Source organism: Pseudomonas sp. R9.37 (genome assembly GCF_963878885.1).
Taxonomy (GTDB): Bacteria; Pseudomonadota; Gammaproteobacteria; order Pseudomonadales; family Pseudomonadaceae; genus Aquipseudomonas.
On sequence record NZ_CAWNZA010000013.1, the window covers coordinates 1 to 21,934 of the forward strand.

The 21,934-nt window shown below is 61.3% G+C and carries 18 protein-coding genes; 10 read left to right on the top strand and 8 right to left on the bottom strand.

The genetic code is table 11. From position 1 onward, the window contains the following. Positions 1 to 948: 948 nt before the first annotated feature. Together AACU78_RS10615 and AACU78_RS10620 are read right to left on the bottom strand one after the other, a co-directional pair. On the bottom strand, positions 949 to 2,226 hold the full coding sequence (locus tag AACU78_RS10615) for an ATP-binding protein (protein WP_106580464.1): 1,278 nt from the start codon (positions 2,224 to 2,226) through the stop codon (positions 949 to 951). Then, positions 2,227 to 2,934 carry a winged helix-turn-helix domain-containing protein gene (locus tag AACU78_RS10620; protein WP_106580465.1) on the bottom strand — a complete coding sequence of 236 codons (708 nt, stop codon included), beginning with the start codon at positions 2,932 to 2,934 and terminating at the stop codon, positions 2,227 to 2,229. Positions 2,935 to 3,091: 157 nt separating this feature from the next. Here AACU78_RS10620 and AACU78_RS10625 point away from each other — a divergent pair, with 157 nt between their 5' ends. Next, complete coding sequence (locus tag AACU78_RS10625; RefSeq protein ID WP_106580466.1) at positions 3,092 to 4,291, top strand: MFS transporter; 1,200 nt, start codon at positions 3,092 to 3,094, stop codon at positions 4,289 to 4,291. On the opposite strand, the gene AACU78_RS10630 is transcribed toward AACU78_RS10625, so the two are convergent. Then, positions 4,247 to 4,849 carry a tRNA-(ms[2]io[6]A)-hydroxylase gene (locus AACU78_RS10630; RefSeq protein WP_106580467.1) on the bottom strand — a complete coding sequence of 201 codons (603 nt, stop codon included), beginning with the start codon at positions 4,847 to 4,849 and terminating at the stop codon, positions 4,247 to 4,249. The genes AACU78_RS10625 and AACU78_RS10630 overlap by 45 nt on opposite strands. A 157-nt stretch (positions 4,850 to 5,006) precedes the next feature. Here AACU78_RS10630 and AACU78_RS10635 point away from each other — a divergent pair, with 157 nt between their 5' ends. After that, entirely contained in the window at positions 5,007 to 5,870 is an 864-nt protein-coding gene (locus AACU78_RS10635; RefSeq protein WP_106580468.1) for a universal stress protein, read from the top strand. Positions 5,871 to 5,992: 122 nt separating this feature from the next. Here AACU78_RS10635 and AACU78_RS10640 read toward each other — a convergent pair whose 3' ends face one another. Beyond that, entirely contained in the window at positions 5,993 to 6,463 is a 471-nt protein-coding gene (locus AACU78_RS10640; protein WP_106580469.1) for a DUF1289 domain-containing protein, read from the bottom strand. Positions 6,464 to 6,859: 396 nt separating this feature from the next. Here AACU78_RS10640 and acnB point away from each other — a divergent pair, with 396 nt between their 5' ends. Continuing rightward, positions 6,860 to 9,469 (top strand): bifunctional aconitate hydratase 2/2-methylisocitrate dehydratase, encoded by a 2,610-nt coding sequence (gene acnB / locus AACU78_RS10645; RefSeq protein WP_106580470.1) that lies wholly within the window; start codon positions 6,860 to 6,862, stop codon positions 9,467 to 9,469. 140 nt (positions 9,470 to 9,609) lie between these two features. Here the strand turns inward: acnB and AACU78_RS10650 are convergent, their stop codons facing one another. From AACU78_RS10650 to AACU78_RS10660, 3 genes are all read right to left on the bottom strand, one after another. After that, positions 9,610 to 11,256: a SulP family inorganic anion transporter gene (locus AACU78_RS10650; RefSeq protein WP_106580471.1), complete on the bottom strand. Its 1,647-nt coding sequence runs from the start codon at positions 11,254 to 11,256 to the stop codon at positions 9,610 to 9,612. Beyond that, the gene (locus AACU78_RS10655) at positions 11,246 to 11,863 is read right to left on the bottom strand and encodes a ParB-like protein (RefSeq protein WP_106580472.1); all 618 of its coding nucleotides are present in this window, start codon (positions 11,861 to 11,863) and stop codon (positions 11,246 to 11,248) included. The genes AACU78_RS10650 and AACU78_RS10655 overlap by 11 nt, the downstream gene beginning before the upstream one ends. A 141-nt stretch (positions 11,864 to 12,004) precedes the next feature. Beyond that, positions 12,005 to 13,282 carry a serine/threonine transporter gene (locus AACU78_RS10660; protein ID WP_106580473.1) on the bottom strand — a complete coding sequence of 426 codons (1,278 nt, stop codon included), beginning with the start codon at positions 13,280 to 13,282 and terminating at the stop codon, positions 12,005 to 12,007. 283 nt (positions 13,283 to 13,565) lie between these two features. Between AACU78_RS10660 and AACU78_RS10665 the strand changes: the two genes are divergently transcribed. From AACU78_RS10665 to AACU78_RS10690, 6 genes are all read left to right on the top strand, one after another. Beyond that, positions 13,566 to 14,180: a TetR/AcrR family transcriptional regulator gene (locus AACU78_RS10665; protein WP_106580474.1), complete on the top strand. Its 615-nt coding sequence runs from the start codon at positions 13,566 to 13,568 to the stop codon at positions 14,178 to 14,180. A 181-nt stretch (positions 14,181 to 14,361) separates the two neighbouring features. Further along, positions 14,362 to 14,886, top strand: coding sequence for a cysteine hydrolase family protein (locus tag AACU78_RS10670; RefSeq protein WP_106580475.1), 525 nt, complete (start codon positions 14,362 to 14,364; stop codon positions 14,884 to 14,886). 94 nt (positions 14,887 to 14,980) lie between these two features. After that, the gene (locus AACU78_RS10675) at positions 14,981 to 15,931 is read left to right on the top strand and encodes a 2-hydroxyacid dehydrogenase (protein WP_106580476.1); all 951 of its coding nucleotides are present in this window, start codon (positions 14,981 to 14,983) and stop codon (positions 15,929 to 15,931) included. Positions 15,932 to 16,022: 91 nt separating this feature from the next. Continuing rightward, positions 16,023 to 17,915 carry a pilus assembly protein TadG-related protein gene (locus AACU78_RS10680; RefSeq protein ID WP_106580477.1) on the top strand — a complete coding sequence of 631 codons (1,893 nt, stop codon included), beginning with the start codon at positions 16,023 to 16,025 and terminating at the stop codon, positions 17,913 to 17,915. Between the two features lie 130 nt (positions 17,916 to 18,045). Further along, positions 18,046 to 19,113 carry a phosphotransferase family protein gene (locus AACU78_RS10685; RefSeq protein ID WP_106580478.1) on the top strand — a complete coding sequence of 356 codons (1,068 nt, stop codon included), beginning with the start codon at positions 18,046 to 18,048 and terminating at the stop codon, positions 19,111 to 19,113. Between the two features lie 22 nt (positions 19,114 to 19,135). Then, the gene (locus AACU78_RS10690; protein WP_056860254.1) at positions 19,136 to 19,903 is read left to right on the top strand and encodes an SDR family oxidoreductase; all 768 of its coding nucleotides are present in this window, start codon (positions 19,136 to 19,138) and stop codon (positions 19,901 to 19,903) included. Here the strand turns inward: AACU78_RS10690 and AACU78_RS10695 are convergent, their stop codons facing one another. Next, positions 19,904 to 20,347 (bottom strand): carboxymuconolactone decarboxylase family protein, encoded by a 444-nt coding sequence (locus AACU78_RS10695; RefSeq protein WP_106580479.1) that lies wholly within the window; start codon positions 20,345 to 20,347, stop codon positions 19,904 to 19,906. Positions 20,348 to 20,500: 153 nt separating this feature from the next. Here AACU78_RS10695 and pdxR point away from each other — a divergent pair, with 153 nt between their 5' ends. Further along, the gene (gene pdxR / locus AACU78_RS10700; protein WP_106580480.1) at positions 20,501 to 21,934 is read left to right on the top strand and encodes a MocR-like pyridoxine biosynthesis transcription factor PdxR; all 1,434 of its coding nucleotides are present in this window, start codon (positions 20,501 to 20,503) and stop codon (positions 21,932 to 21,934) included.

The following is a 21,934-nucleotide window of genomic DNA, read 5'->3' on the forward strand; positions in this document are numbered from 1 at the left end:
TTCAAGCCTGCGTTCGGCCAGCGTGGTTTAACGGGGCGCCTGAGATCAAAATCAAAAGCAAAGCACGGCGGCCTAGTAGCCGACCTGAGTGGTAGAAGCAAAAGCACAGCCGAGGCGGCCTGACAGCCGACCTGACCTTGAAGGCTGAACTCAATCAAAGGTGGGAGCTGGCTTGCCTGCGATGGCATCAACTGTGTGTCACTGATACACCGAGGTGCCTGCATCGCAGGCAAGCCAGCTCCCACAGAAAAGCAAGGCACTGCGGTGCTGGCAGCTGAACGCGGTCAACTTGTGGGAGCGGGCTTGCTCGCGAAGCGGTGTGTGAGTGACACATGAGCTGACTGAACCACCGCCTTCGCGAGCAAGCCCGCTCCCACAGTTGGATCGCAGTGCATCAGGTAGATGGGTGTCGTTTGTACTCGATCAAAGGTGGGAGCTGGCTTGCCTGCGATAGCATCAACCCGGTGTACCTGACACACCGAGGTGCCTGCATCACAGGCAAGCCAGCGCCCACAGAAAAGCCAAGCAGTGCGGTGCTGGCAGCTGAACGCGGTCAACTTGTGGGAGCGGGCTTGCTCGCGAAGGCGGTGTGTCAGCGACACATGAGCTGACTGAACCACCGCCTTCGCGAGCAAGCCCGCTCCCACAGTTGGATCGCAGTGCATCCGGTAGATGGGTGCTGCTCGTTTGTACTCGGTCAAAGGTGAGAGCTGGCTTGCCTGCGATAGCATCAACCTGGTGTACCTGACAGACCGAGGTGCCTGCATCACAGGCAAGCCAGCTCCCACAGAAAAGCCAAGCAGTGCGGTGCTGGCAGTTGAACGCGGTCAACTTGTGGGAGCGGGCTTGCTCGCGAAAGCGGTGTGTCAGCGACACATGAGCTGCTGAACCACCGCCTCCGCCAGCAAGCCAGCTCCCACCTGTGCATCGCTGATTCCACGCCAAGTCTTACTCGGCATACGCCCAGGTCATTCGAAACGACGCACCGCCCCACTCCGAATCCAGCACTTCCACTTGTCCGCCATGCCACTGGCTGACCCGTTTTACCAATGCCAGGCCCAGGCCGAAACCGCCGGTGCGGCGGTCGCGGCTGGCGTCGAGGCGCAGGAAGGGTTCGAAGATCTTTGCCCTCCCGTCCATCGGCACACCAGGGCCGTCGTCATTGACGCGCACTTCGTAACCGCTGCCAAAGCTGATCAACGACACTTCAACACGGCGCTCGGCGTAGCGAATGGCGTTGCGCAGCAGATTGATCACGGCACGCGCCATAAAGCGTGGTTCGATTTGGATAAAGTCGACCTCACAGGTACGCAATGACAGCTGCACACCCGCCGCCTCAGCCTCCAGGGCCACGCTGCCGATCACGCTGTCGAGCCAACTGTGGGCCTCGATGTTTTCGCGGGTGACCTGGGTGGCGCCACGTTCCAGGCTGGCGTAGGTCAACAGTTCGGAAACCATTTCCTCCAGTTCGCCCAGGTCGGCGTACATGTCGGCGATCAACTCACGGCTCTGTCGCGGGTCGGCCTGCTGCCTGAGTTGATCAAGCTCGAACGACAAGCGCGCAATCGGTGTGCGCAGTTCGTGGGAAACGGCGTTGGTCAGTTCGCGCTGGTTGGCGATCAGGCTTTCGATGCGCTCGGCCATCTGGTTGAAGTGCCCCGCCAGCTCGCGCACGGTGGAACGGCGCGGCAGCAGGATGCGCGACGCCAGGTCGTTGTCGCCAAAGCGTTGCGCGGCCAACCGGATATGCTCCAGGTCGCGCCAGTGCGGGCGTACCCAGAAATACAGGACGATGGCCAGACACAAGCCGAGAAAACCATAGGCCCACAGGTACAGCCACTTGGGCTCTTCCGGCAGTTTGATCTCCAGCAGTTGCGGCCCGCCGTCGATATTGGTCAGGAATTCCATGAAATCCCCGCGCACCACCAGCAAGCCGTCGGCCAGCAACTGCTGTTCGCGCTCGGTCAGCGCCTGGGTGTCACTCTGCACCAGCTTGAGGCGCAAACCATAATGGGGCTGCAGTTCGTCCAGGCGCGCCTGCCGGGCCTCGCCGTGCAAGGGTCGCAACTGCTCCACCAGGCCATAGGCCGGACCGCGCAGCGCCTCACGGTTATAGGTTTCGTTGGCCTCGGGCAGTAACTCGTCGAAGGTGTAGTTGACCAGCCAGATCGCGCCCGCCAACCCCAGCGCCAGGATCACGTACAGGCGCAGAAACAGCCGCAGCATCTAAACCTCCCACGCAAATGGATTGAACAGATAGCCCTTGCCCCAGATGGTCTTGATGCACACCGGCTCACGCGGGTTGTCATTGAGTTTGCTGCGCAGTTTGCTGATGTACACGTCGACGCTGCGGTTCAGGCCATCGAAGGCAATGCCGCGCATGCGGTTGAGAATGTCATCGCGCGAGAGGATCTTGCCCGCGCTGCTGGCCAGCAGCCAGAGCAGTTCAAATTCCATGGTGGTGAGGTCGATCTTGTCACCGCCCAGGCTGACCACCCGGCAACTGCGGTCAATCGCCAGCCGGCCAAACTCCAGCGAGCCGCGCACGGTGGGTTCGGGCACCTGGCGACGTTGCAGCGCACGCAATCGCGCCAGCAGCACCGGAGGTTTTATGGGTTTGATGACGTAGTCGTCGGCGCCGGACTCAAGGCCGAGGATATGGTCCAGGTCGTCTTCCTTGGCGGTCAGGATCACGATGGGCGTGTCGGACAGGTTACGAATCCCGCGACACACGTGCAGGCCGCTCTGGCCGGGCAGCATCAGGTCGAGCACGACGATTTTCGGCTTGAAGTCGAGAAATGCGGCCAGGGCTTCGTCACCGCGGTGCACCACCCGCACCTCGAAACCGTGTTGCGACAGAAAGTGCGCGATCAGCCCTGCCAGCTTTTCATCGTCCTCAACGAGCAGGACCTTGCCCAGACCCAGGTTTTCCATAAATTCTCAGTGTGGCTGCGCGGATTGAAGTGCAGGCATTATAGGTGGCAAGCTGCTCAACAGAAGCCGCTGGCCATCAGTGACCGACCAAGCTTCATGCTTTTAAGAGTTTTTAACAAATAGCCTGCAATCTTTAACGCCATTAACAGGGAGTTGTATGCGCAAGGATTACCTGGCGTTCTTTGTTTCGCTGTTTCTGTCGCGGCTGGCGGACCAGATTCTGCTGTTTATCGTGCCTCTGATCGTGTTCCAGACCACTCGGAGTGTGTCCTGGGCGGGCCTGGCGTTTTTTGTCGAGTCACTGCCGCGTTACCTGGCCTTCCCGGTGTGCGGCGCGGTGTGCGACAAACTCTCGCCGGTGCGCATCCTGCATATCAGCCAGATTTACCGGGCGCTGGCCTGCGTGGTGGCCGTGGCCTTGTACGGCGTGTTCGACGGCATTTACTGGATCGTCATGCTCTCGGCGCTGTGCGGCGTGCTGACCACCCAGGGCATCATGGCGCGCGAAGTGTTGATGCCGCATATTTTCAAGCAGTACACCTACGCCAAGACCCTTTCCTATTCACAAATCGCCGACCAGAGTGGCCTGGTGCTCGGCCCGCTGCTGGCGGCGCTGATGCTTGAAGTCTGGGCCTGGCATTGGGTGGTGCTGGGGGTTGCCGGGCTGTTTGTGCTGGCGGACCTGGCCATGCTGCTGTGGCAGCGCACCAGCGCGGTGAGCCTGCCAACCTTTGAGCAGCACCGGGACATCTGGCTGCAACCGCTGCGCATTGCCTTCGGGCATATCCGCACGCTCGCCGAATTGAAACGGATCATCACCCTGGCGGTGGGCGTGAATCTGATTATTGGTGTGACGCTGGCCACGTCGGCGGCGATGGTCACCGGCCACTATGGCGCCGGCAAGGACACCTACGCCCTGCTGCAAGCCGCGGGCGCCGTGGTGACGATCGGGATTCTGTTTTACCTGGCGCGCGCAACCTTGCCGTTGAAGGTACTGGGCGGCCTGTCGTATTCGATGATCGGCGTGGGCGCGCTGATCACGGCCATCAGCCCCGGCGTGTGGGCCTATACCCTCGGGTTCCTGCTGATCACCGGCTTCGACAAGATGTTTAACGTGTACCTGCGCAGCACCCGTCAGCGCGTGATTCCGGTACAGGATTTTGGCAAAACCGTGGGCGTGATCACGCTGCTCAACAACCTGTCGCAGCCATTGGCGGGTTTGCTGATTGGCGTGCTGGCGGCGCCGCTGGGCACACAAACGGTGATCCTGCTGCTGACCGGGATCACCGCACTGCTGGGCGTGGCCGTCGCCTCAGGCTGGCACGCCACTGTGAAAGCGGAACTCGATGTCGGGTGATTCGATCAGTTCCTGCTCGGTCGCCCTGACCCGCTCGATCACCTGGGCGATGTCTTTGGCGTCGCCGTACTGGTAGGCCAGTTTCAAGTAACCCTGGAAGTGCCGCGCCTCGCTTTTGAGCAGACCGAAATAGAACTTGCCGAGTTCTTCGTCCAAATGCGGCACCAGCGCTTCGAAACGCTCGCAACTGCGCGCTTCAATGAAGGCGCCGACCACCAGGGTGTCCACCAGTTTGACCGGCTCATGGCTGCGCACCACTTTGCGCAAACCCGAGGCATAACGGCCAGCGTGCAGTTGGCGCAGCTCGACTTTGCGCTTTTTGATCAGGCGCATGACTTGCTCGTGGTGCACCAACTCTTCGCGCGCCAGGCGCGACATCATGTTGATCAGGTCAACATGCGCGTGGTACTTGGCAATCAGGCTCAAGGCGGTGCTGGCGGCTTTGAATTCGCAGTTCTTGTGGTCGATCAGCAGGGTTGCCTGATCGGCCAAGGCAGCCTGGACCCAGGCGTCGGGGGTGCGGCAGCCGAGGAATTCGTGGATTTCGGGCAGGTTCATCGGGCTCACGGGCAAATAGATCACAAAAGGGCGCCGATTATACCGACCCCGCCGCAGACCACCAGCCACTGGCTTTGATGTGCATCAACATGACGTCTGGCGGGCAGCAACTATAGTTGTGCAAGGCCCCTTTTATTGCGTCTCTGGAGATCCGTTCATGCAAGCTATCCGCAGCATCCTGGTGGTCATCGAGCCCGAGCACTCGGAAAGCCTGGCGCTCAAGCGCGCCAAGCTGATCGCCGGGGTCACCGGCGCTCACCTGCATTTGCTGGTCTGCGACAAAAAACACGAGCATTCGGCGCTGCTGAGCCTGCTCAAGTCCGGCCTGCATGAAGACGGCTACAGCGTGACCACCGAGCAGGCGTGGAATGAGAGCCTGCATGAAACCATCATTGATGTGCAGCAAGCCGAGGGCTGTGGGTTGGTGATCAAGCAGCATTTCGCCGATAGCCCCCTGAAAAAGGCCTTGTTGACGCCGGCCGACTGGAAGCTGCTGCGTTATTGCCCAACGCCTGTGCTGCTGGTGAAAACCTCGACGCCCTGGGCCGACAAGGTGGTGCTGGCGGCAATCGATGTGGGCAACAACGACAGTGAACATCAGGCGCTGCACAACACCATCATTGATCACGGCTTCGAAATTGCGAGCCTGGCCAAGGCGCAATTGCACGTGATCAGCGCCCATCCCTCGCCCATGTTGTCGGCCAGTGACCCGACGTTTCAGCTCAAGGAAACCATCGAGGCGCGCTATCGCGAGCAGTGCAAGACGTTCCAGGCCGAGTTCGATATCGACGACACCCATTTGCACATCGAAGAAGGCCCGGCAGATGTATTGATTCCCCATGCGGCGCATAAGTGGCAGGCGGCGGTGACGATTATCGGCACCGTGGCGCGCACCGGCATTTCCGGAGCATTGATCGGGAATACGGCGGAGGTGGTGCTCGACGAGGTGCAGAGCGATGTGCTGGTGCTCAAGCCGCAGGAACTGATGGATCATCTGGAAGCGCTGGCGACCAAGGCGTGACCCACTGAAAATCCCTTGTGGGAGCGGGCTTGCTCGCGAAAGCGGCGGATCAGTCAATTAATTGATTGGCTGACACTCCCTCTTCGCGAGCAAGCCCGCTCCCACATTTTTGCTGTGCGGTGTCAGCCAGCAAATGCATCGTTGAGGAACCCCGGGGCGATGTAGCGCTGGTAGTGCGCCTCCGAGAGGATAAAAAACTCCCGATCAATCGCATCGCGCAGCTCCGGCAGCGCCCAGTCGCGAAACTCTGGCAGCAGCACCATGCCATAGGCTTCCAGGTTGGAAATCACCCGTGCGCCCCGGGCGATCAATTGGTAGGCCCAGCAATACTCGGACTGGTGCGGCACAAAGCGAATCTTGCGCTGCTCCAACTGACCGCGCAGCCTCTTGGGGTCGAACACTTCGAGTTTACCGGCCATCACCTGCACCAGCAGTTGCTCGAGCCGCAGCCATACCGCGCGCTTTTCTTCCTCGTTATAGCCATTCCACAGGATCACTTCGTGGTGGAAGCGCTTGCAGCCACGGCACACGAGATCGCCGTAAACCGTGGAGCACAGGCCGACGCAGGGGGTCTTGATGGTTTGGTTGGGCATAGGCAACGACACACAAATCCGCGAAACAATGCCGCATGTTAGCCCTTTGTCTAAGGTTGATCACCCAGCAAACTTGGTTAGGCAACTTACCTTTAGATTTTTTTTGCCGTAGAATCATCCGGCCTTGTAAGGCGCCAATAATCCGCTGGAAGCTGTTTTCAAAGCGTCACGAGCACAGTCGTTCCTTCAGAACGGTGTTGGCGATGGTTATTACCCGGTAGGTAATTGCCAGCGCCAACCCTCATCAGCTCCGTTCTGCAGGCGTAAAACTTTGAAAGCAGCTTCTGTGAGGAATGCCGGCAGCGCTGGCTTTGCGGCCCAAAAAGCCCCCGAGCGCATGCGTGCCGTTCATTTCTGGATGAGCGTCCCGTGGGACCACTGATGAGGGTAATAACTGTGCTTGAAGCCTACCGCAAACATATCGAAGAGCGTGCAGCACTGGGTATCGTTCCCCAGCCGCTTAACGCCGAACAAACCGCAGGCCTGGTCGAGCTGCTGAAAAATCCCCCGGCTGGCGAAGAAGAATTCCTCGTTGACCTGATCACCAACCGCATTCCACCAGGCGTTGACGAAGCTGCCTACGTCAAGGCCGGTTTCCTGTCTGCCCTGGCCAAGGGCGAAGCCACTTCCCCCCTGATCGACAAAAAACGCGCTGTTGAACTGCTTGGCACCATGCAAGGCGGCTACAACATCGTGACGTTGGTCGAGCTGCTGGACGACGCCGAGTTGGCGCCTGTCGCTGCCGCCCAACTCAAGCACACCCTGCTGATGTTCGATGCGTTCCACGACGTGGCTGAAAAAGCCAAGAACGGCAACGAGCACGCCAAAGCCGTGCTGCAATCCTGGGCTGATGGCGAGTGGTTCAAGAACCGCCCTACCCTGGCCGACAAGATCAGCCTGCGCGTGTTCAAGGTCACCGGCGAAACCAACACCGACGACCTGTCCCCTGCCCCGGACGCCTGGTCCCGCCCTGACATCCCGCTGCACGCCCTGGCCATGCTGAAAATGGCTCGCGAAGGCATCGTGCCGGACGAGCAAGGCAAGACCGGCCCGATGAAGCAGATCGAAGAGATGCGTGGCCAAGGCTTCCCGATCGCCTACGTCGGTGACGTGGTCGGTACCGGTTCGTCGCGTAAATCGGCGACCAACTCCGTACTGTGGTTCTTCGGCGACGACGTTCCCTACGTGCCGAACAAGCGCGCTGGCGGCTTCTGCTTCGGCAGCAAGATCGCACCCATCTTCTACAACACCATGGAAGATGCCGGCGCACTGCCAATCGAATTCGACGTCACCAACATGAACATGGGCGACGTGATCGACCTGTACCCGCATGCTGGCAAAGTCTGCAAACACGGCACCGATGAAGTCCTGACCACCTTCGAAATGAAGACCCCGGTGCTGTTGGACGAAGTTCGCGCTGGCGGCCGTATCCCGTTGATCATCGGCCGTGGCCTGACCGAGAAGGCACGTGCCGAGCTCGGCCTGCCGCCTTCGACGCTGTTCAAGCTGCCGGAAGCACCGGCTGAAAGTGACAAGGGCTTCACCCTGGCGCAAAAAATGGTGGGTCGCGCCTGCGGTCTGGCAGAAGGCAAAGGCGTTCGTCCTGGCACCTACTGCGAACCGAAGATGACCACCGTGGGCTCCCAGGACACCACCGGTCCGATGACCCGTGACGAACTCAAAGACCTGGCGTGCCTGGGCTTCTCGACCGATTTGGTGATGCAGTCGTTCTGCCACACCGCGGCTTACCCTAAGCCGATCGACGTGACCACCCACCACACCCTGCCTGACTTCATCATGACCCGTGGCGGTGTATCGCTGCGTCCAGGCGACGGCATCATCCACAGCTGGCTGAACCGCATGCTGCTGCCGGACACCGTCGGCACCGGTGGCGACTCCCACACCCGTTTCCCGATGGGCATCTCGTTCCCGGCCGGTTCCGGTCTGGTCGCGTTCGCCGCAGCCACTGGCGTCATGCCACTGGACATGCCGGAATCGATCCTGGTGCGCTTTAAAGGCAAAATGCAACCGGGCATCACCCTGCGTGACCTGGTTCACGCCATTCCTTACTACGCGATCCAGGCTGGCCTGCTGACCGTAGAGAAGAAAGGCAAGAAGAACGCCTTCTCCGGTCGCATCCTGGAGATCGAAGGCCTGAACGACCTGACGCTGGAACAGGCTTTCGAGCTGTCCGACGCCTCGGCCGAACGTTCGGCTGCCGGTTGCACCATCAAGCTGTCGAAAGACTCGGTCACCGAGTACCTGAACTCCAACATCACCCTGCTGCGCTGGATGATCGGCGAAGGCTACGGCGATGCACGTACCCTGGAACGTCGTGCTCAAGCGATGGAAGCCTGGGTTGCCAACCCTGAGTTGATGGAAGCCGATGCCGACGCGGAATACGCCGAAATCATCGAAATCGACCTGGCTGAAATCAACGAGCCGATCCTCTGCGCACCTAACGACCCGGACGATGCCCGTCTGTTGTCCAGCGTTGCCGGCGAGAAGATCGACGAAGTGTTCATCGGTTCGTGCATGACCAACATCGGTCACTTCCGCGCTGCCGGTAAGTTGCTGGAACAGGTCAAGGGTCAGCTGCCAACCCGTCTGTGGCTGTCGCCGCCGACCAAGATGGACGCTCACCAACTGACCGAAGAAGGCTACTACGGCATCTACGGCAAGGCTGGCGCGCGCATGGAAATGCCGGGCTGCTCGCTGTGCATGGGTAACCAGGCACGCGTAGAACCGAATTCGACCGTTGTGTCGACCTCGACCCGTAACTTCCCGAACCGTCTGGGTGATGGTGCCAACGTCTACCTGGCCTCGGCTGAGCTGGCGGCAGTGGCTTCCACGCTGGGTCGCCTGCCGACCGTCGAAGAGTACATGGGCTACGCGGCCAAACTGGACACCATGGCCAGTGACGTCTACCGCTACCTGAACTTCGACCAGATCGCCGAGTTCCGCAAAATCGCAGCAAGCGCCAACATCCCGGTGATTCAAGCCTAAGGTGTGTTGATGTAGCTACACCGGGTAAATCAGCGCCGCGTATCGCAAGGTACGCGGCGTTTTTTATGCCGGGCATACAGCCTTCACAAAACACCTGTGGGAGCTGGCTTGCCGGCTCCCACACTTGACGCTTTGCACACTCAGGACGGGTGCCGCAGCGCCAATTGCACAGCGCCATCAACGCTCAAGCCACTGAGCAACACCTGTGGCGCAAGCGCCTCCGGCAAGGCTTGCAGCACTTGCAACGCCTCATGCCGCACGCGCGCCAGCACCAAACGCTTGCCCTCCCCGCGCACCTGCGCGAAAAACGCCGCCAGCGCTTCGATACTGGTGCCATCCAAATCCGGAGATTCTTCCAGGCTCAGCACCACCGCCTCCACCGGCGACTGGCGCATCAGGCGCAATGCCGCACCCAGGATGCGCTCGGCATTCGCGAAAAACAGCGCCTCGCTGGGCCGTACGATCAGCAGACCTGGCACTTGCACGGCATCGGCGTGGTGCTCACGATCGACAAAGTCATGACTGTCACCCAAGCGCCCCAGCACCTGGATATCAGCCGCCGACATCTGCCGCAGCATCAGCACCACGCTGATCGCTACCGACACCAGCAAGCCATCCAGCACGCCCAACACCAGCACCGCCGCCACGGCACAGATCACCAGCAGACGATCGCGCCGCCAGAGGAAATAACGCCCCAGCGGCTGCAGGCTCAAACCACGGCCCAGCGCGTAGATGACGATGGCGGCAAGCACCGGCTCCGGGGTCAGCGCGACATAAGGCAGCACCGTCAACACAATCACCAGCACCACCAGCGCGGCGACGATTCCGGCCAGGCGTGAACCGGCACTGGCGGCCTCATTGGCCGAAGTCGCGGAATAGCCGGCACCGGCCGGCATGCCGTGAAACAACCCAGAGATCAGGTTGGCCGCACCCAGCGCGAGCAAGTCGCGGTTGGATGACACGCGATCGCCGTGTTTAAGCGCGAACGAGCTGATAGAGCCGTAGGACTCCGCATACAGGATCATCACCAAAGCAAACGCCAACTCCCCCAGGCGCAGCCAGTCGGCAAACGGCAGCACCGGCAAATGCCCCAACTCAAGACGCAGGTCGATCAGGCCGATCAGCGCCACGCCATGGGCCTGCAAATCCAGGTACTGCCCGGCGACGATTCCCAGAATCACCACCAGCAGCCCACCCGGCAGACGCGGAATACGCGCGCACAACCACAACACCATCAACGCAACCGCCGCGACCATCGCTGCCGGCCAGTTCCATCCAGGCAGTTGCTCTATCAGTTGCGGCAGGAAGCGGATCAGGTTGTTATCGGTCAGGTGCACGCCGACGACGCTGGCCAACTGCTTGAGAATGATGGTCAGCGCCAGGCCGAAGGCAAACCCGCGCAACACCGGCTTAGCGATAAACGAAGTCACGCCACCGAGCTTGAACAGCCCGGCCAACAGGAACAGCACGCCAGTGATCAACACCAGCCCGAATGCCAGGGCCAGCCTCAGCGCCGGATCACCACCCGCCAGACTGGCGGTGGCGGCCGCGAGTACGGCTGCCGAGGACGATGTGGCCGAGACAATCGCAAACCGGCTGGTGCCGAACAGGCCGTAGCACACCAGCCCGGCAAACAGCGCAATCACCCCTGCCTGGGGCGGCAGCGCGGCGATACTGGAATAGGCCACGGCCTCCGGCAGCAGCAAACCGGCAATGGATAACCCGGCGAGCAGGTCCTGGGTGCGATTGGGTGGCGTGGCAACGGGGTCAGCTGTTTCAGTTTTCAATCGGCCCGACCCATCCCGGCAAATAACGTGCTTCCTGGCTGCGCGCCAGGCCCATGGCCTTGCTCAACAGCTTGGCGTTCGGCTGGCTGACCACGTCGCTGCCGATGCGGCTGCGAAAGAAGTCGGCCCACAGAAACTCGCTGAACGGCGTCGCGTCCTTGGCGTAGCCACCCGCCATGCGCAACAGGCCCGCCAGGCTGCGGTAGGGATCGTCCTGCAGGTCGGTAATCTTGCGCGGAATGGCTTCGTAGGTTCGACGCAAGCCACGCGCGTCGTAGGGATGCACCCACTGATTGAACGCCATGACATTCCAGAAAGTGCTGCGCTCCACAAACGACAAGTCCTTGAGCATCAGCAACGAAACACTCTTGACCTCTTCCAGCAGCAGGGCGAGGCCGAAATGGTGATGATCGGTGATGTAATAACGCTCGTCCGGCCCCAGCACGCAAGGAAACCAGTGCTTGTCGAGCGCGGCGGCACGTTCCTTGCGCTTGAGCCTGGTCCAGGCTTCGCGCTTGGTAGCGACTTCAGCCATGCCGACGGTCAATTGCGTCGGATGCAGTTTTTCCAGTTTGCAGGTAATCAGTTGCGGGCGCGGCCGTGCCATGAATCTCTCCACAGGAAATGACTATGCCGACAGCTTAGCCCTCATTGCCTGCCCGGGGTCGAGACTCGACAGGTTTTCCAAGGCCAAAAAAAGACCGATTCGCGGAGTGCGCGAATCGGCCTTGGGCAGCGCAGCTCGGTGTCAGGACAGCAGCGAGTAGACCAGCGCGGTAATCGCGACCAGACCAACAGCAGTGACAAACACATTGGACGCCTGCCCGCGGTACTTGGCCATGGCGGGCACTTTGCGGATCGCATACATCGGCATCAGGAACAGGATCGACGCAATGATCGGCCCGCCCAGCGTCTCGATCATGCCGAGGATGCTCGGGTTCAGCGTGGCGACGATCCAGCACACCACCAGCATGAAGGCGGCGGTCATGCGGTCCAGGGACTTGGCCGCCGGGCGGCGACCGGTCTTGAGCACCAGGCCCTTGAGGCCTTCACTGGCGCCGATGTAGTGGCCCAGGAACGACTTGGCAATCGCCACGAACGCAATCAACGGCGCGGCGAAGGCGATGGTCGGGTTGTCGAAGTGGTTGGCCAGGTACGACAGGATCGACAGGTTCTGTGCTTTCGCTTCGGCCAGTTGCGCCGGCGTCAGGGTCAGTACACAGCTGAACACGAAGAACAGCACCATCACCACCATCAACAGGTGTGCGCGGCACAGGATCTGCGAGCTGCGCTCATCCGCGTTGGCACCGTACTGGCGCTTCTGGTCCACCGCAAAGGCCGAGATGATCGGCGAATGGTTGAACGAGAACACCATCACCGGAATCGCCAGCCACAGTGTGTTGAGTAACGCCGACGGCGCCGGTACTTCACTGGCGGTGCTGAGAATGCCGCCGGTCCAGTGCGGGATCAGGTACACGGCCAGAAACAGCAACGCGACGATAAACGGATACACCATCAGGCTCATGGCCTTGACGATCACTTGCTCGCCGCACCGCACCACGGCCAACAGGCCAAGGATCAGCACAAACGCCAGGATCGCGCGCGGCGGCGGCATGATGTGCAGCTGGTGTTCCATGAAGCTGCTGACAGTGTTGGTCAGGGCCACGCTGTAGATCAGCAGGATCGGGAAGATCGCGAAGAAGTACAGCAAGGTGATCAGTGCGCCGGCCTTGAGACCGAAATGCTCTTCGACCACGTCGGTAATGTCCGAACCTTCACGGCCGGACAGGACGAAACGGGTCAGGCCACGGTGGGCAAAGAACGTCATCGGGAATGCCAGCAATGCCAGGATCACCAGCGGCCAGAAGCCCCCGAGGCCCGCGTTGATAGGCAAAAACAAAGTACCGGCGCCGATGGCGGTGCCGAACAGGCCAAGCATCCAGGTGGTGTCCTGGCGGCTCCAGCGCGTGAGGGTTGCAGGTGTCGTTGCATAGCGTTCGTCGACGCTATTGGCCTGATCATTCATCCGGTCGGATCTCCGCATTTCCACAGCCGGGACGAGTCAGAAAAACCTGACAGGCAGCGCACCGACCATAACAAGCGCGCGATTGTCCGGGATTCTCCTGAATAAGCAAAGACTTAGCTGAGGAACGGTGGCCTTTGGCAGATCAGTCGGGGTCGCTGCAAGCAGCGGTTCCAGAGGGCTGCAGCGCCGTCGAGATAATACATGCCCAAACAAATCTATTTTAGAATCGCGGGCTTTGCTGTACTTTTCAGGCAACGCCCGCCTTTATTCTGAGAGCCCTGTCATGCCTCGCGTGTCCCGCAAACAAGCCGAACTCAACCGTGAAATCATCGTGGAGGCCGCCACGCACCTGTTTCGCGAGCGCGGCCTGCACGGCATCAGCCTGGCGGACGTGATGGCCGCCGCCGGGCTGACCCACGGTGGTTTCTACGGGCATTTCGCGTCCAAGGAAGCCTTGGCCAACGAAGCCTGCCAGAAGGCCTTTGAGCATTCGAACCAGGGCTGGCAGGACAAGGTCGAGCGCAGTGAAGACCCGCAATCGGCATGCGAGGCCATCTTGCGCCACTATTTTTCGGCCACCCACCGCGACAATCCCGGTGATGGCTGCCCGATATCGGCCTTTACCCCGGACATGTGCCATGAGCCCGCCAACACGCAACTACAGCGCACCTTCATTGCCGGTGTTGAACGGTCGCTGGAGATCTTTGCGCAGTTTCAGGCCCAAGACCGCCAGGCCATGCTGGCCAACTACGCGATGATGATCGGCGCCGTCACGCTCGCTCGTGCGACACGCGGCAGTAGCTTGTCAGACGAATTCCTGGAGGCAGCACGAAATACGCTGCTACCCGAGGCGAAATCGACCGCGTCCGTTGACAGCCCTGCGCCCGTCCCAGCATGATCGGGCCATGAAGCCTATTGAGCTGCACCTCACCTGCACCACCACCACGACCGCTTATGGCGGGTCGTGCGGTTGCTGTGGGTGCTTGAACTAAAACACCCGGATTCAACCCAAGGCCCCGCCAGCAATGGACGGGGCCTTTTTATTGCCCCGCCCTCTGGCCACTGCAAGGAGCAAGACCATGGCAAACGCCCTGCTGATCATCGATATGCAAACCGGCTTATACGATGGCCCGGACAAACCGTTCCAGCGCGAACGGGTACTGGAGAACATCAACCAGCTGATTCAGCGCGCCCGCGCAGTCAACGCGCCGATCTTCGTCGCCCGCCACACCGGCCCGGCGGGCTCGCCGATTGAAGCCGGCAGCCCGCCCTGGCAGCTGTGGCCCGGCCTGGCTGTCGACGAAGCCCGCGACCATCTGTTCAATAAAACCCGCCCCAGCTGCTTTTTGGGCACTGACCTCGCCCGGCAACTGGCGGCGGCGCAGGTAAATGAACTGGTGATCGTGGGGATGAAAACCCAGTTCTGCATCGACACCACCTGCCGAGTCGCCGTGGAACTCGGGTTTTCGGTGATCTTGCCGGAAGACAGCCACACCTGCATGGACACCCCGGCGTTGTCGGCCGAGGCGATCATCGCGCATCACAATGCGACCCTGGCCGGGGCGTTTGTGAAACGGGTGGAAGCGCACAGCATCGCGTTCTAACGGCGTCTATGTGGGATTTTTCTGGCCGAACAAAACGTTCTGTCTTACAAATCCCGCATACTCACCTCTCAAACCCTTCAGGAAGAGCCTTCCGATGTCCACCACTGTTCTGGTCCTGGTTGAAACCATCAACGAATACCTGCAAATCATCGAGAGCAACGACTTTCACGTGATTCTGGCGCCGACGCCGGCCGAACGCGCCCAGGCGATCAAGGCGCATGGCGGGCAGATCAAGGCCGTTCTGACCCGTGGCCCGCTGGGGCTGTATGCCGAGGAAATCGCCGCATTGCCCTTGCTCGAGGTCATCTGCGTGATCGGTGCCGGTTACGAGCATGTGGACCTGCAGGCGGCCAGCAACCGCGGGATCGTCGTCACTAACGGCGCCGGGGTGAATGCGCCGTCGGTGGCCGACCACGCCATGGCATTGCTGCTGTCGCTGGTGCGCGGCGTCCCCCAGACCGACGCGGCAGTGCGTCGCGGCGAATGGCCGAAGGTGATGCGCCCGTCCCTGGGCGGCAAGCAATTGGGCATCCTCGGGCTCGGCGCAGTGGGCATGGAAATCGCCAAGCGCGCGGCACTCGGCTTCGGCATGGAGGTGAGCTATCACAACCGCCAGCCCCGTGATGACGTGGACTACACCTATTGCGCCACCGCCGTGGAACTGGCGCGCACCTCGGACTTCCTGATCCTGGCCACCCCCGGCGGTGCAAGCACCCGTCACCTGATTGATCGCCACGCCCTGGATGCGCTGGGGCCGAACGGCTACCTGGTGAACATCGGGCGCGGCAGCGTGGTAGTCACGGCGGACCTGGTGGCGGCCCTCGAGCAACGGCGAATCGGCGGCGCAGCACTGGATGTGTTCGACGACGAACCCAAAGTGCCGGACGCCCTCAAGCGCCTGAGCAATACCGTACTCACCTCCCACGTGGCCGGCCTGTCTCCCGAAGCCGCCCACGATACGGTGCAGCGCGTGGCCGATAACCTGGTGGAGTACTTTGCCGGCCGCCCGGTGCTTACCCCGGTGACGCTGCCGCCGCGCAACTAGTAGCGAATAGCCAGCGCCGATGTGAAACCTGACTACACTGCTTTGCGGGGATGCTCAGGACGTCGGTGCATGACCGGCGAAGGATCGCAGAATGTTTGGCCACGGACTCGGCCCGGCCCGCCAGCGCGGCGCCATCGGTTTGATCGGCGCGGTGACCCTTGGGGTTGCGCTGTTGTTTCTATTGCTGGTGGTCAACAGCGGTCGCTTGTACCTGGAGAAGCGCAAGTTACAGCGTGTAGTCGACACAGCAGCGCTCGAAGCGGTCAGCCGCAGCGGCACGTGCGCGGCGCCCAGTAACAATGCGGCCCTGTTTGCGACTCAAAGCGCCGCGCGCAACCACTTCAACATTGACGACAATCGCACCCTGGCAGTTGCCTGCGGCACCCTGGCCACGGGCGCTGACTTCATGCGCACCTTCAGCGCCGACCCGGCCAAAACCGATGCTATCCGGGTCATCGCCACCCACCGTGTGCACACCAGCCTCGCCCATGGCTTACTCACGCTGTTCTCGGCTCAACCCCTCACCATGATGACGCTCTTGAGCGCCACGGCGGTCGCTGCCGCGCCAGCTCCGACAGTGGCGTCACTCACCGTGCGCAGCACCTTGTTGACCGTCGACAGCACCAAATCCGTGGCCCTCAACGCCTTGATCGGCGGCTTGCTGGGCGGCAAATTGCAGCTCGACGCGGTGGGCTGGAACGGTTTGATCAACACCAATATCAGTCTGCTCAAGTACCTGGATGCCTTGGCCATCCGCCTGAACGTCAGCGCCGGCAATTACGATCAGTTGCTCAAGACCGACGCCACCGTCGGCCAACTGATCCAGGCCGCCATCGACGTGCTCAAGCTCGGTGGAGATGCGGTCACCCTCGTCATCAACAGCCTCGAAGCCATCAAGCTGATTGCGCCGGGTACGCAAATCCTGCACTTGGGCGACCTGATCAATATCCAGAACGGCACGGACAAAAGTGCGCTGGATGTGAACCTGCAACTGTTCAACCTGATCCAGGGCTTTGTGCAGTTGTCGAACAAGGCCAGCGCCGTTGCCGTTGAGCTGCCGGTGGATGTGCTGGGGCTGCTGGGCGTCACTGTCTCGACCAAAGTGATCGAGCCTGGGCAACTCTCAAGCATCGGCGACCCGAAGAACATCGCCACACAGCCTATTTATGTGCGAACCGCGCAAGTGCGCACATTGATTTCGGTCAGGCTGCCGATCGTCACGCTGGTCAATAACGCGCTGGGGGGCGTGGTGCAGGCGTTGAATGAGGTACTGAGCGGCTTGTTGGGGCTGCTTGACCCCAATTGTTGCCTGGTCACCAGCCTTGAGATCGGCGACACACTCGACATTGCCCTGGAGGCCGCCGGTGGCAGCGCCAAGGTCACGGATTACAGGTGCGACAGTGGCAAAAAATCATTGTCGGTGCTCGGCGAAACCTCGGCCCTGCACGTGATGATTGGCCAGGTTGATCCGAAAAACCTGTTTTCATCCACCCAAACGCTGCACGTCGACGAGTACCCGCTGGTGGATATCGGTACCAAGACCTGCAAGCGCGGCACCGGCGTCTGTGGCGACCGGCAAGCCTTCGCGGCAGGCGGGCTGGGCGTGCGCGTCGACAGCGATGTGGCCCGGACCGAACGCGCGCACACCTACACCAACCCGCCGGCGGTCAATCTGCCCCCGACGTATTATCAATTCGCTGCCTCGAACGTCGTCAGCAGCCTCAAAGAAACGCTCACCGGCATCCAACTGATCAACCATCCACCGAAAATCGCCAGCCTGTTGGGCGCCGTGCTGGGCCTGGTCACGGGCCTGCTCAATGGCTTGCTGTCAATGCTTGGGGGCGTGATTGGCGGGGTACTCGGCCCGCTTCTCGACCCCATCGTCAATAACCTGCTCGCCGGCCTGGGCATTGACCTGGCAAAAGTCGAAATCGGTGCCAACCTGTCCTGCAACCCCGCTGGCCGGGCGATGCTGGTGATTTGAGCGCATCAGGCCCGCTGATCATCATCCAACACGCTAACCTATTAAGCCGCCCCGACCTTGTCGCTGGACGGCGGTGCGCATTAGATTAGCCAATAGTCCAAGGCCTTTAGAATAAGCAGAAGGGATAAGCATGGCGCTTAACGACCAATCGACCCAGATTCGCCCAGGCGAAGAACTTGATGCCAGCCTCATCGATCCCTACCTCAAGGCGCATATTGCGGGCCTGCACGGCGCGGTCAAGATCAGCCAGTTCCCCGGTGGCGCGTCCAACCTGACTTACTTGCTGGAGTACCCGGACCGGGAATTCGTGCTACGCCGCCCGCCCTTTGGCCACAAGGCCAAGTCCGCCCACGACATGGGCCGCGAATACCGCATTCTCAACCAGTTGAAAGATGGCTTCCCGTATTGCCCCAAGGCCTACGTGCATTGCACCGATGAGTCGGTGATCGGCGCGGAGTTCTACGTGATGGAGCGCGTCAACGGCATCATCCTGCGCTCCGACTTGCCCGCCGAACTGGGCCTGGACGCTACCAAGACCGAGGCGCTGTGCAAAAGCTTTATCGACAAGTTCGTCGAACTGCACAAGGTGGATTACGCCGCCTGCGGCCTGGCCGACCTGGGCAAGCCCGAAGGGTATGTAGCGCGTCAGATTCGCGGCTGGAGTGATCGCTACGAGAAAGCCCTGACCCCAGATGCCCCAAGCTGGGAGAAAGTGCGCGCCTGGCTCAACGACAAGATGCCGGCCGACCATCCAACCTCCAGCATCGTGCACAACGACTACCGCTTCGACAACGTGATCCTCGACCCGCAAAACCCGATGCAGATCATTGGTGTGCTGGACTGGGAACTCACTACGTTGGGCGACCCGCTGATGGACTTGGGCAACACCCTCGCCTACTGGATCGAAGCCGCCGACCCGGCACCGGTGCAACTGATGCGTCGCCAGCCAAGCAACGCCCCCGGCATGCTGACCCGCCGCCAGTTCGTCGATTATTACGCCGAGCGCTCGGGCATTCAGATCGACAATTTCGACTTCTACTACACCTATGGCCTGTTCCGCCTGGCCGGCATCGTGCAACAGATCTACTACCGCTTCTTCCACGGCCAGACCCAGGACAAACGCTTTGCGCAGTTCATCCACATGAACAAGCTGCTGGAGCAAATGAGCCTGAACGTCATCGCCAAATCAGCCCTCTGACTGCAAGAACAAGGAACCCTTCATGTCCAAGACCCACCTGTTCGACCTCGACGGCAAGATTGCTTTTGTGTCCGGCGCCAGCCGCGGTATCGGTGAAGCCATCGCCAAGCTGCTGGCCCAGCAAGGCGCCCATGTGATCGTCTCCAGCCGCAAGCTGGAAGGCTGCCAGCACGTGGCGGATGCAATCATCGCCGCCGGCGGCAAGGCCACGGCCGTGGCCTGCCACATCGGTGAAATGGAGCAGATCACCCAAGTGTTTGCCGGTATCCGTGAACAGTTCGGCCGCCTGGATATCCTCGTCAACAACGCCGCCACCAACCCGCAGTTCTGCAACGTGCTGGACACCGACCTCGGCGCCTTCCAGAAGACTGTGGACGTGAACATTCGCGGCTACTTCTTCATGTCGGTGGAAGCCGGCAAGCTGATGCGCGACAACGGTGGCGGCAGCATCATCAACGTGGCGTCGATCAACGGCATTTCCCCTGGCGTGTTCCAGGGCATCTACTCGGTGACCAAGGCCGCCGTGATCAACATGACCAAGGTATTCGCCAAGGAATGCGCAGCGTTCGGCATTCGTTGCAACGCCCTGCTGCCGGGCCTGACCGACACCAAGTTCGCCTCGGCGCTGGTGAAGAACGACTCGATCCTGAAAATGGCGCTGGCGCAGATCCCGCTCAAGCGCGTGGCCGACCCGAGCGAAATGGCCGGCGCGGTGCTGTTTCTGGCCAGCGACGCCTCCAGCTACACCACCGGCGTGTCGCTGAATGTGGACGGCGGCTTCCTGTCCTGATCATGCATTCGGCGGTTGCTGGCGAAAGCTCACCGCCAGGCGGTTCCAGCCACTGATGCTGGACACCGCCATGGTCAGGTCCACCAATTCCTGTTCGCTGAACTCCACGCGCACTGCCGTGTAGAGTTCATCCGAGACACTTGATGTCGGCAGTGTCGCCACCGACTCGCTCCAGGCCAACGCGGCCTTCTCCCGCGCGCTGAAAAACGGCGAATCACGCCATACGCACAGTGCAAACAGGCGTCGCTCGCTCTCGCCACGCTGGCGCGCTGCCATCGAATGCATGTCGGTGCAAAACCCGCAGTGGTTGAGCTGCGAGACGCGGACCTTGATCAACTCCAGCAGCGGCTTTTCGATGGACAGCTCAAAGGTCGCCGCCTCCAGCATCAACATGCCTTTAAGCGCTTGCGGTGAGGCGGTGTAGTAATCCAGACGGCGTTCCATGGGCGGCTCTCGGGCGGGCAAGTCAGTGTGCGCTAGCCTAGAGCCCGCGCCCCATAAGCCCTATAGCCAATCGAGCGGTTTATGCGCAGACCATTTTGAGCGCGCTGCGCGAGCGAGTAGTCTTGGCCCAGAGTGACTGCCTTGGGATGAAACATGGAACTGCACGTGGTGATCAACGGCCGCAAAGACCTGGCCGAACAGCTGTACCGGCAGTTGCGTGAAGCCATTGCGTCCGGACGCCTGGCTGTCGGCGCGCAACTGCCGCCCAGCCGCTTGTTGGCCGAGCAAATCGGCGTGTCGCGCAAGACCGTGTCTGACACCTATGCCACCCTGACGTACGAAGGCCTGCTGGTGGGCAAGACCGGCCGCGGTACTTTCGTCAATGCCCATCCAGTGCAGACTGAGCGCGTGCAAACCGCCGCCGACCTGGCCTGTGCCGCCAACCTGGGCAAATGGGCGGCGCTGCCCTCGCCCATGCGCCATCCCACGCGCGACAGCACGCTGCGCTATGAATTTATCGGAGGCGCCACCACCCGCAATCAGTTCCCCCAGGATGAATGGCGGCGCTGTACCCAGGATGCGTTGCGGCGTATCGCCCGGGACAGCGGCTTTTACAGTCAACCCGAAGGTTTGCCCGCGCTGCGCGAGGCCATCGCCGGGCACGTCGCATTTTCACGCGGGGTGAAATGCCGCGCCGACGACATCGTGGTGACCAATGGCGCGCAGCAGGCACTGGACCTGATCGCCCGCGTGGTGCTCGAACCGGGCACCACGGTCGCCATGGAAGACCCCGGCTACAGCCCTGCGCGCCAGCTGTTCATGGCCATGGGCGCCCAGGTTGCCGGCGTGCCGGTCGACGCGCAAGGCATTCAGGTCGACCTGATCCCGGACGGCACACGGCTGATCTACGTGACCCCGTCCCACCAGTTTCCCCTGGGCATGCCCATGAGCCTGGCGCGCCGCGAAGCTTTGCTGACGCGCGCGTTCGAGCTGGGCGCGATCATCATTGAGGATGACTACGACAGCGAATTTCGCTACGAAGGCCGCCCCACCGATTCCCTGCAAAGCATGGACAGCCGTGGCGTGGTCACGTACGTCGGGACCTTCTCGAAAACCCTGCTGCCGGAGTTACGCCTGGGCTATGCGGTGCTGCCGCCGGCCATTTACGGCGCGGTGCTCAAGGCCAAGCAACTGACCGATCAGCACAGTTCCACCCTGCCGCAATGGGCACTGGCCAAGTTCATCAGCGAAGGCTACTTGCTCAAGCACATTCGCCGCTGCCACACGGTGTACGCCGGGCGCCGCGAACGCATCCTGCAGCGCCTGGCAGGTGACTTGGCCCCCTGGTTTGAAGCGGTGCCCAGCGTGGCGGGGTTTCACATGGCGGCGCTGTGCAAGGTGCCGGTGAATATCCCGTTGCTGATGGAACTGGCGCGGCGCGTGGAAGTGGGCGTGTACCCGGTGGATGTGTTCTTCCATGACACCCCCGTGCGCCAAGGTTTGATCATCGGCTTCGGCGCCATCGAGCTGCTCGACATCGACCCGGCGCTGGACCGGCTGCGCGATATTCTGCAGCAGATTGGCTAG

Bases quoted from the DNA above. Each gene is read 5' to 3' on its own strand.
- AACU78_RS10615 (WP_106580464.1), bottom strand. From the start codon at position 2,226: ATGCTGCGGCTGTTTCTGCGCCTGTACGTGATCCTGGCGCTGGGGTTG.
- AACU78_RS10620 (WP_106580465.1), bottom strand. From the start codon at position 2,934: ATGGAAAACCTGGGTCTGGGCAAGGTCCTGCTCGTTGAGGACGATGAA.
- AACU78_RS10625 (WP_106580466.1), top strand. From the start codon at position 3,092: ATGCGCAAGGATTACCTGGCGTTCTTTGTTTCGCTGTTTCTGTCGCGG.
- AACU78_RS10630 (WP_106580467.1), bottom strand. From the start codon at position 4,849: ATGAACCTGCCCGAAATCCACGAATTCCTCGGCTGCCGCACCCCCGAC.
- AACU78_RS10635 (WP_106580468.1), top strand. From the start codon at position 5,007: ATGCAAGCTATCCGCAGCATCCTGGTGGTCATCGAGCCCGAGCACTCG.
- AACU78_RS10640 (WP_106580469.1), bottom strand. From the start codon at position 6,463: ATGCCCAACCAAACCATCAAGACCCCCTGCGTCGGCCTGTGCTCCACG.
- AACU78_RS10655 (WP_106580472.1), bottom strand. From the start codon at position 11,863: ATGGCACGGCCGCGCCCGCAACTGATTACCTGCAAACTGGAAAAACTG.
- AACU78_RS10660 (WP_106580473.1), bottom strand. From the start codon at position 13,282: ATGAATGATCAGGCCAATAGCGTCGACGAACGCTATGCAACGACACCT.
- AACU78_RS10665 (WP_106580474.1), top strand. From the start codon at position 13,566: ATGCCTCGCGTGTCCCGCAAACAAGCCGAACTCAACCGTGAAATCATC.
- AACU78_RS10670 (WP_106580475.1), top strand. From the start codon at position 14,362: ATGGCAAACGCCCTGCTGATCATCGATATGCAAACCGGCTTATACGAT.
- AACU78_RS10675 (WP_106580476.1), top strand. From the start codon at position 14,981: ATGTCCACCACTGTTCTGGTCCTGGTTGAAACCATCAACGAATACCTG.
- AACU78_RS10680 (WP_106580477.1), top strand. From the start codon at position 16,023: ATGTTTGGCCACGGACTCGGCCCGGCCCGCCAGCGCGGCGCCATCGGT.
- AACU78_RS10685 (WP_106580478.1), top strand. From the start codon at position 18,046: ATGGCGCTTAACGACCAATCGACCCAGATTCGCCCAGGCGAAGAACTT.
- AACU78_RS10690 (WP_056860254.1), top strand. From the start codon at position 19,136: ATGTCCAAGACCCACCTGTTCGACCTCGACGGCAAGATTGCTTTTGTG.
- AACU78_RS10695 (WP_106580479.1), bottom strand. From the start codon at position 20,347: ATGGAACGCCGTCTGGATTACTACACCGCCTCACCGCAAGCGCTTAAA.
- pdxR (WP_106580480.1), top strand. From the start codon at position 20,501: ATGGAACTGCACGTGGTGATCAACGGCCGCAAAGACCTGGCCGAACAG.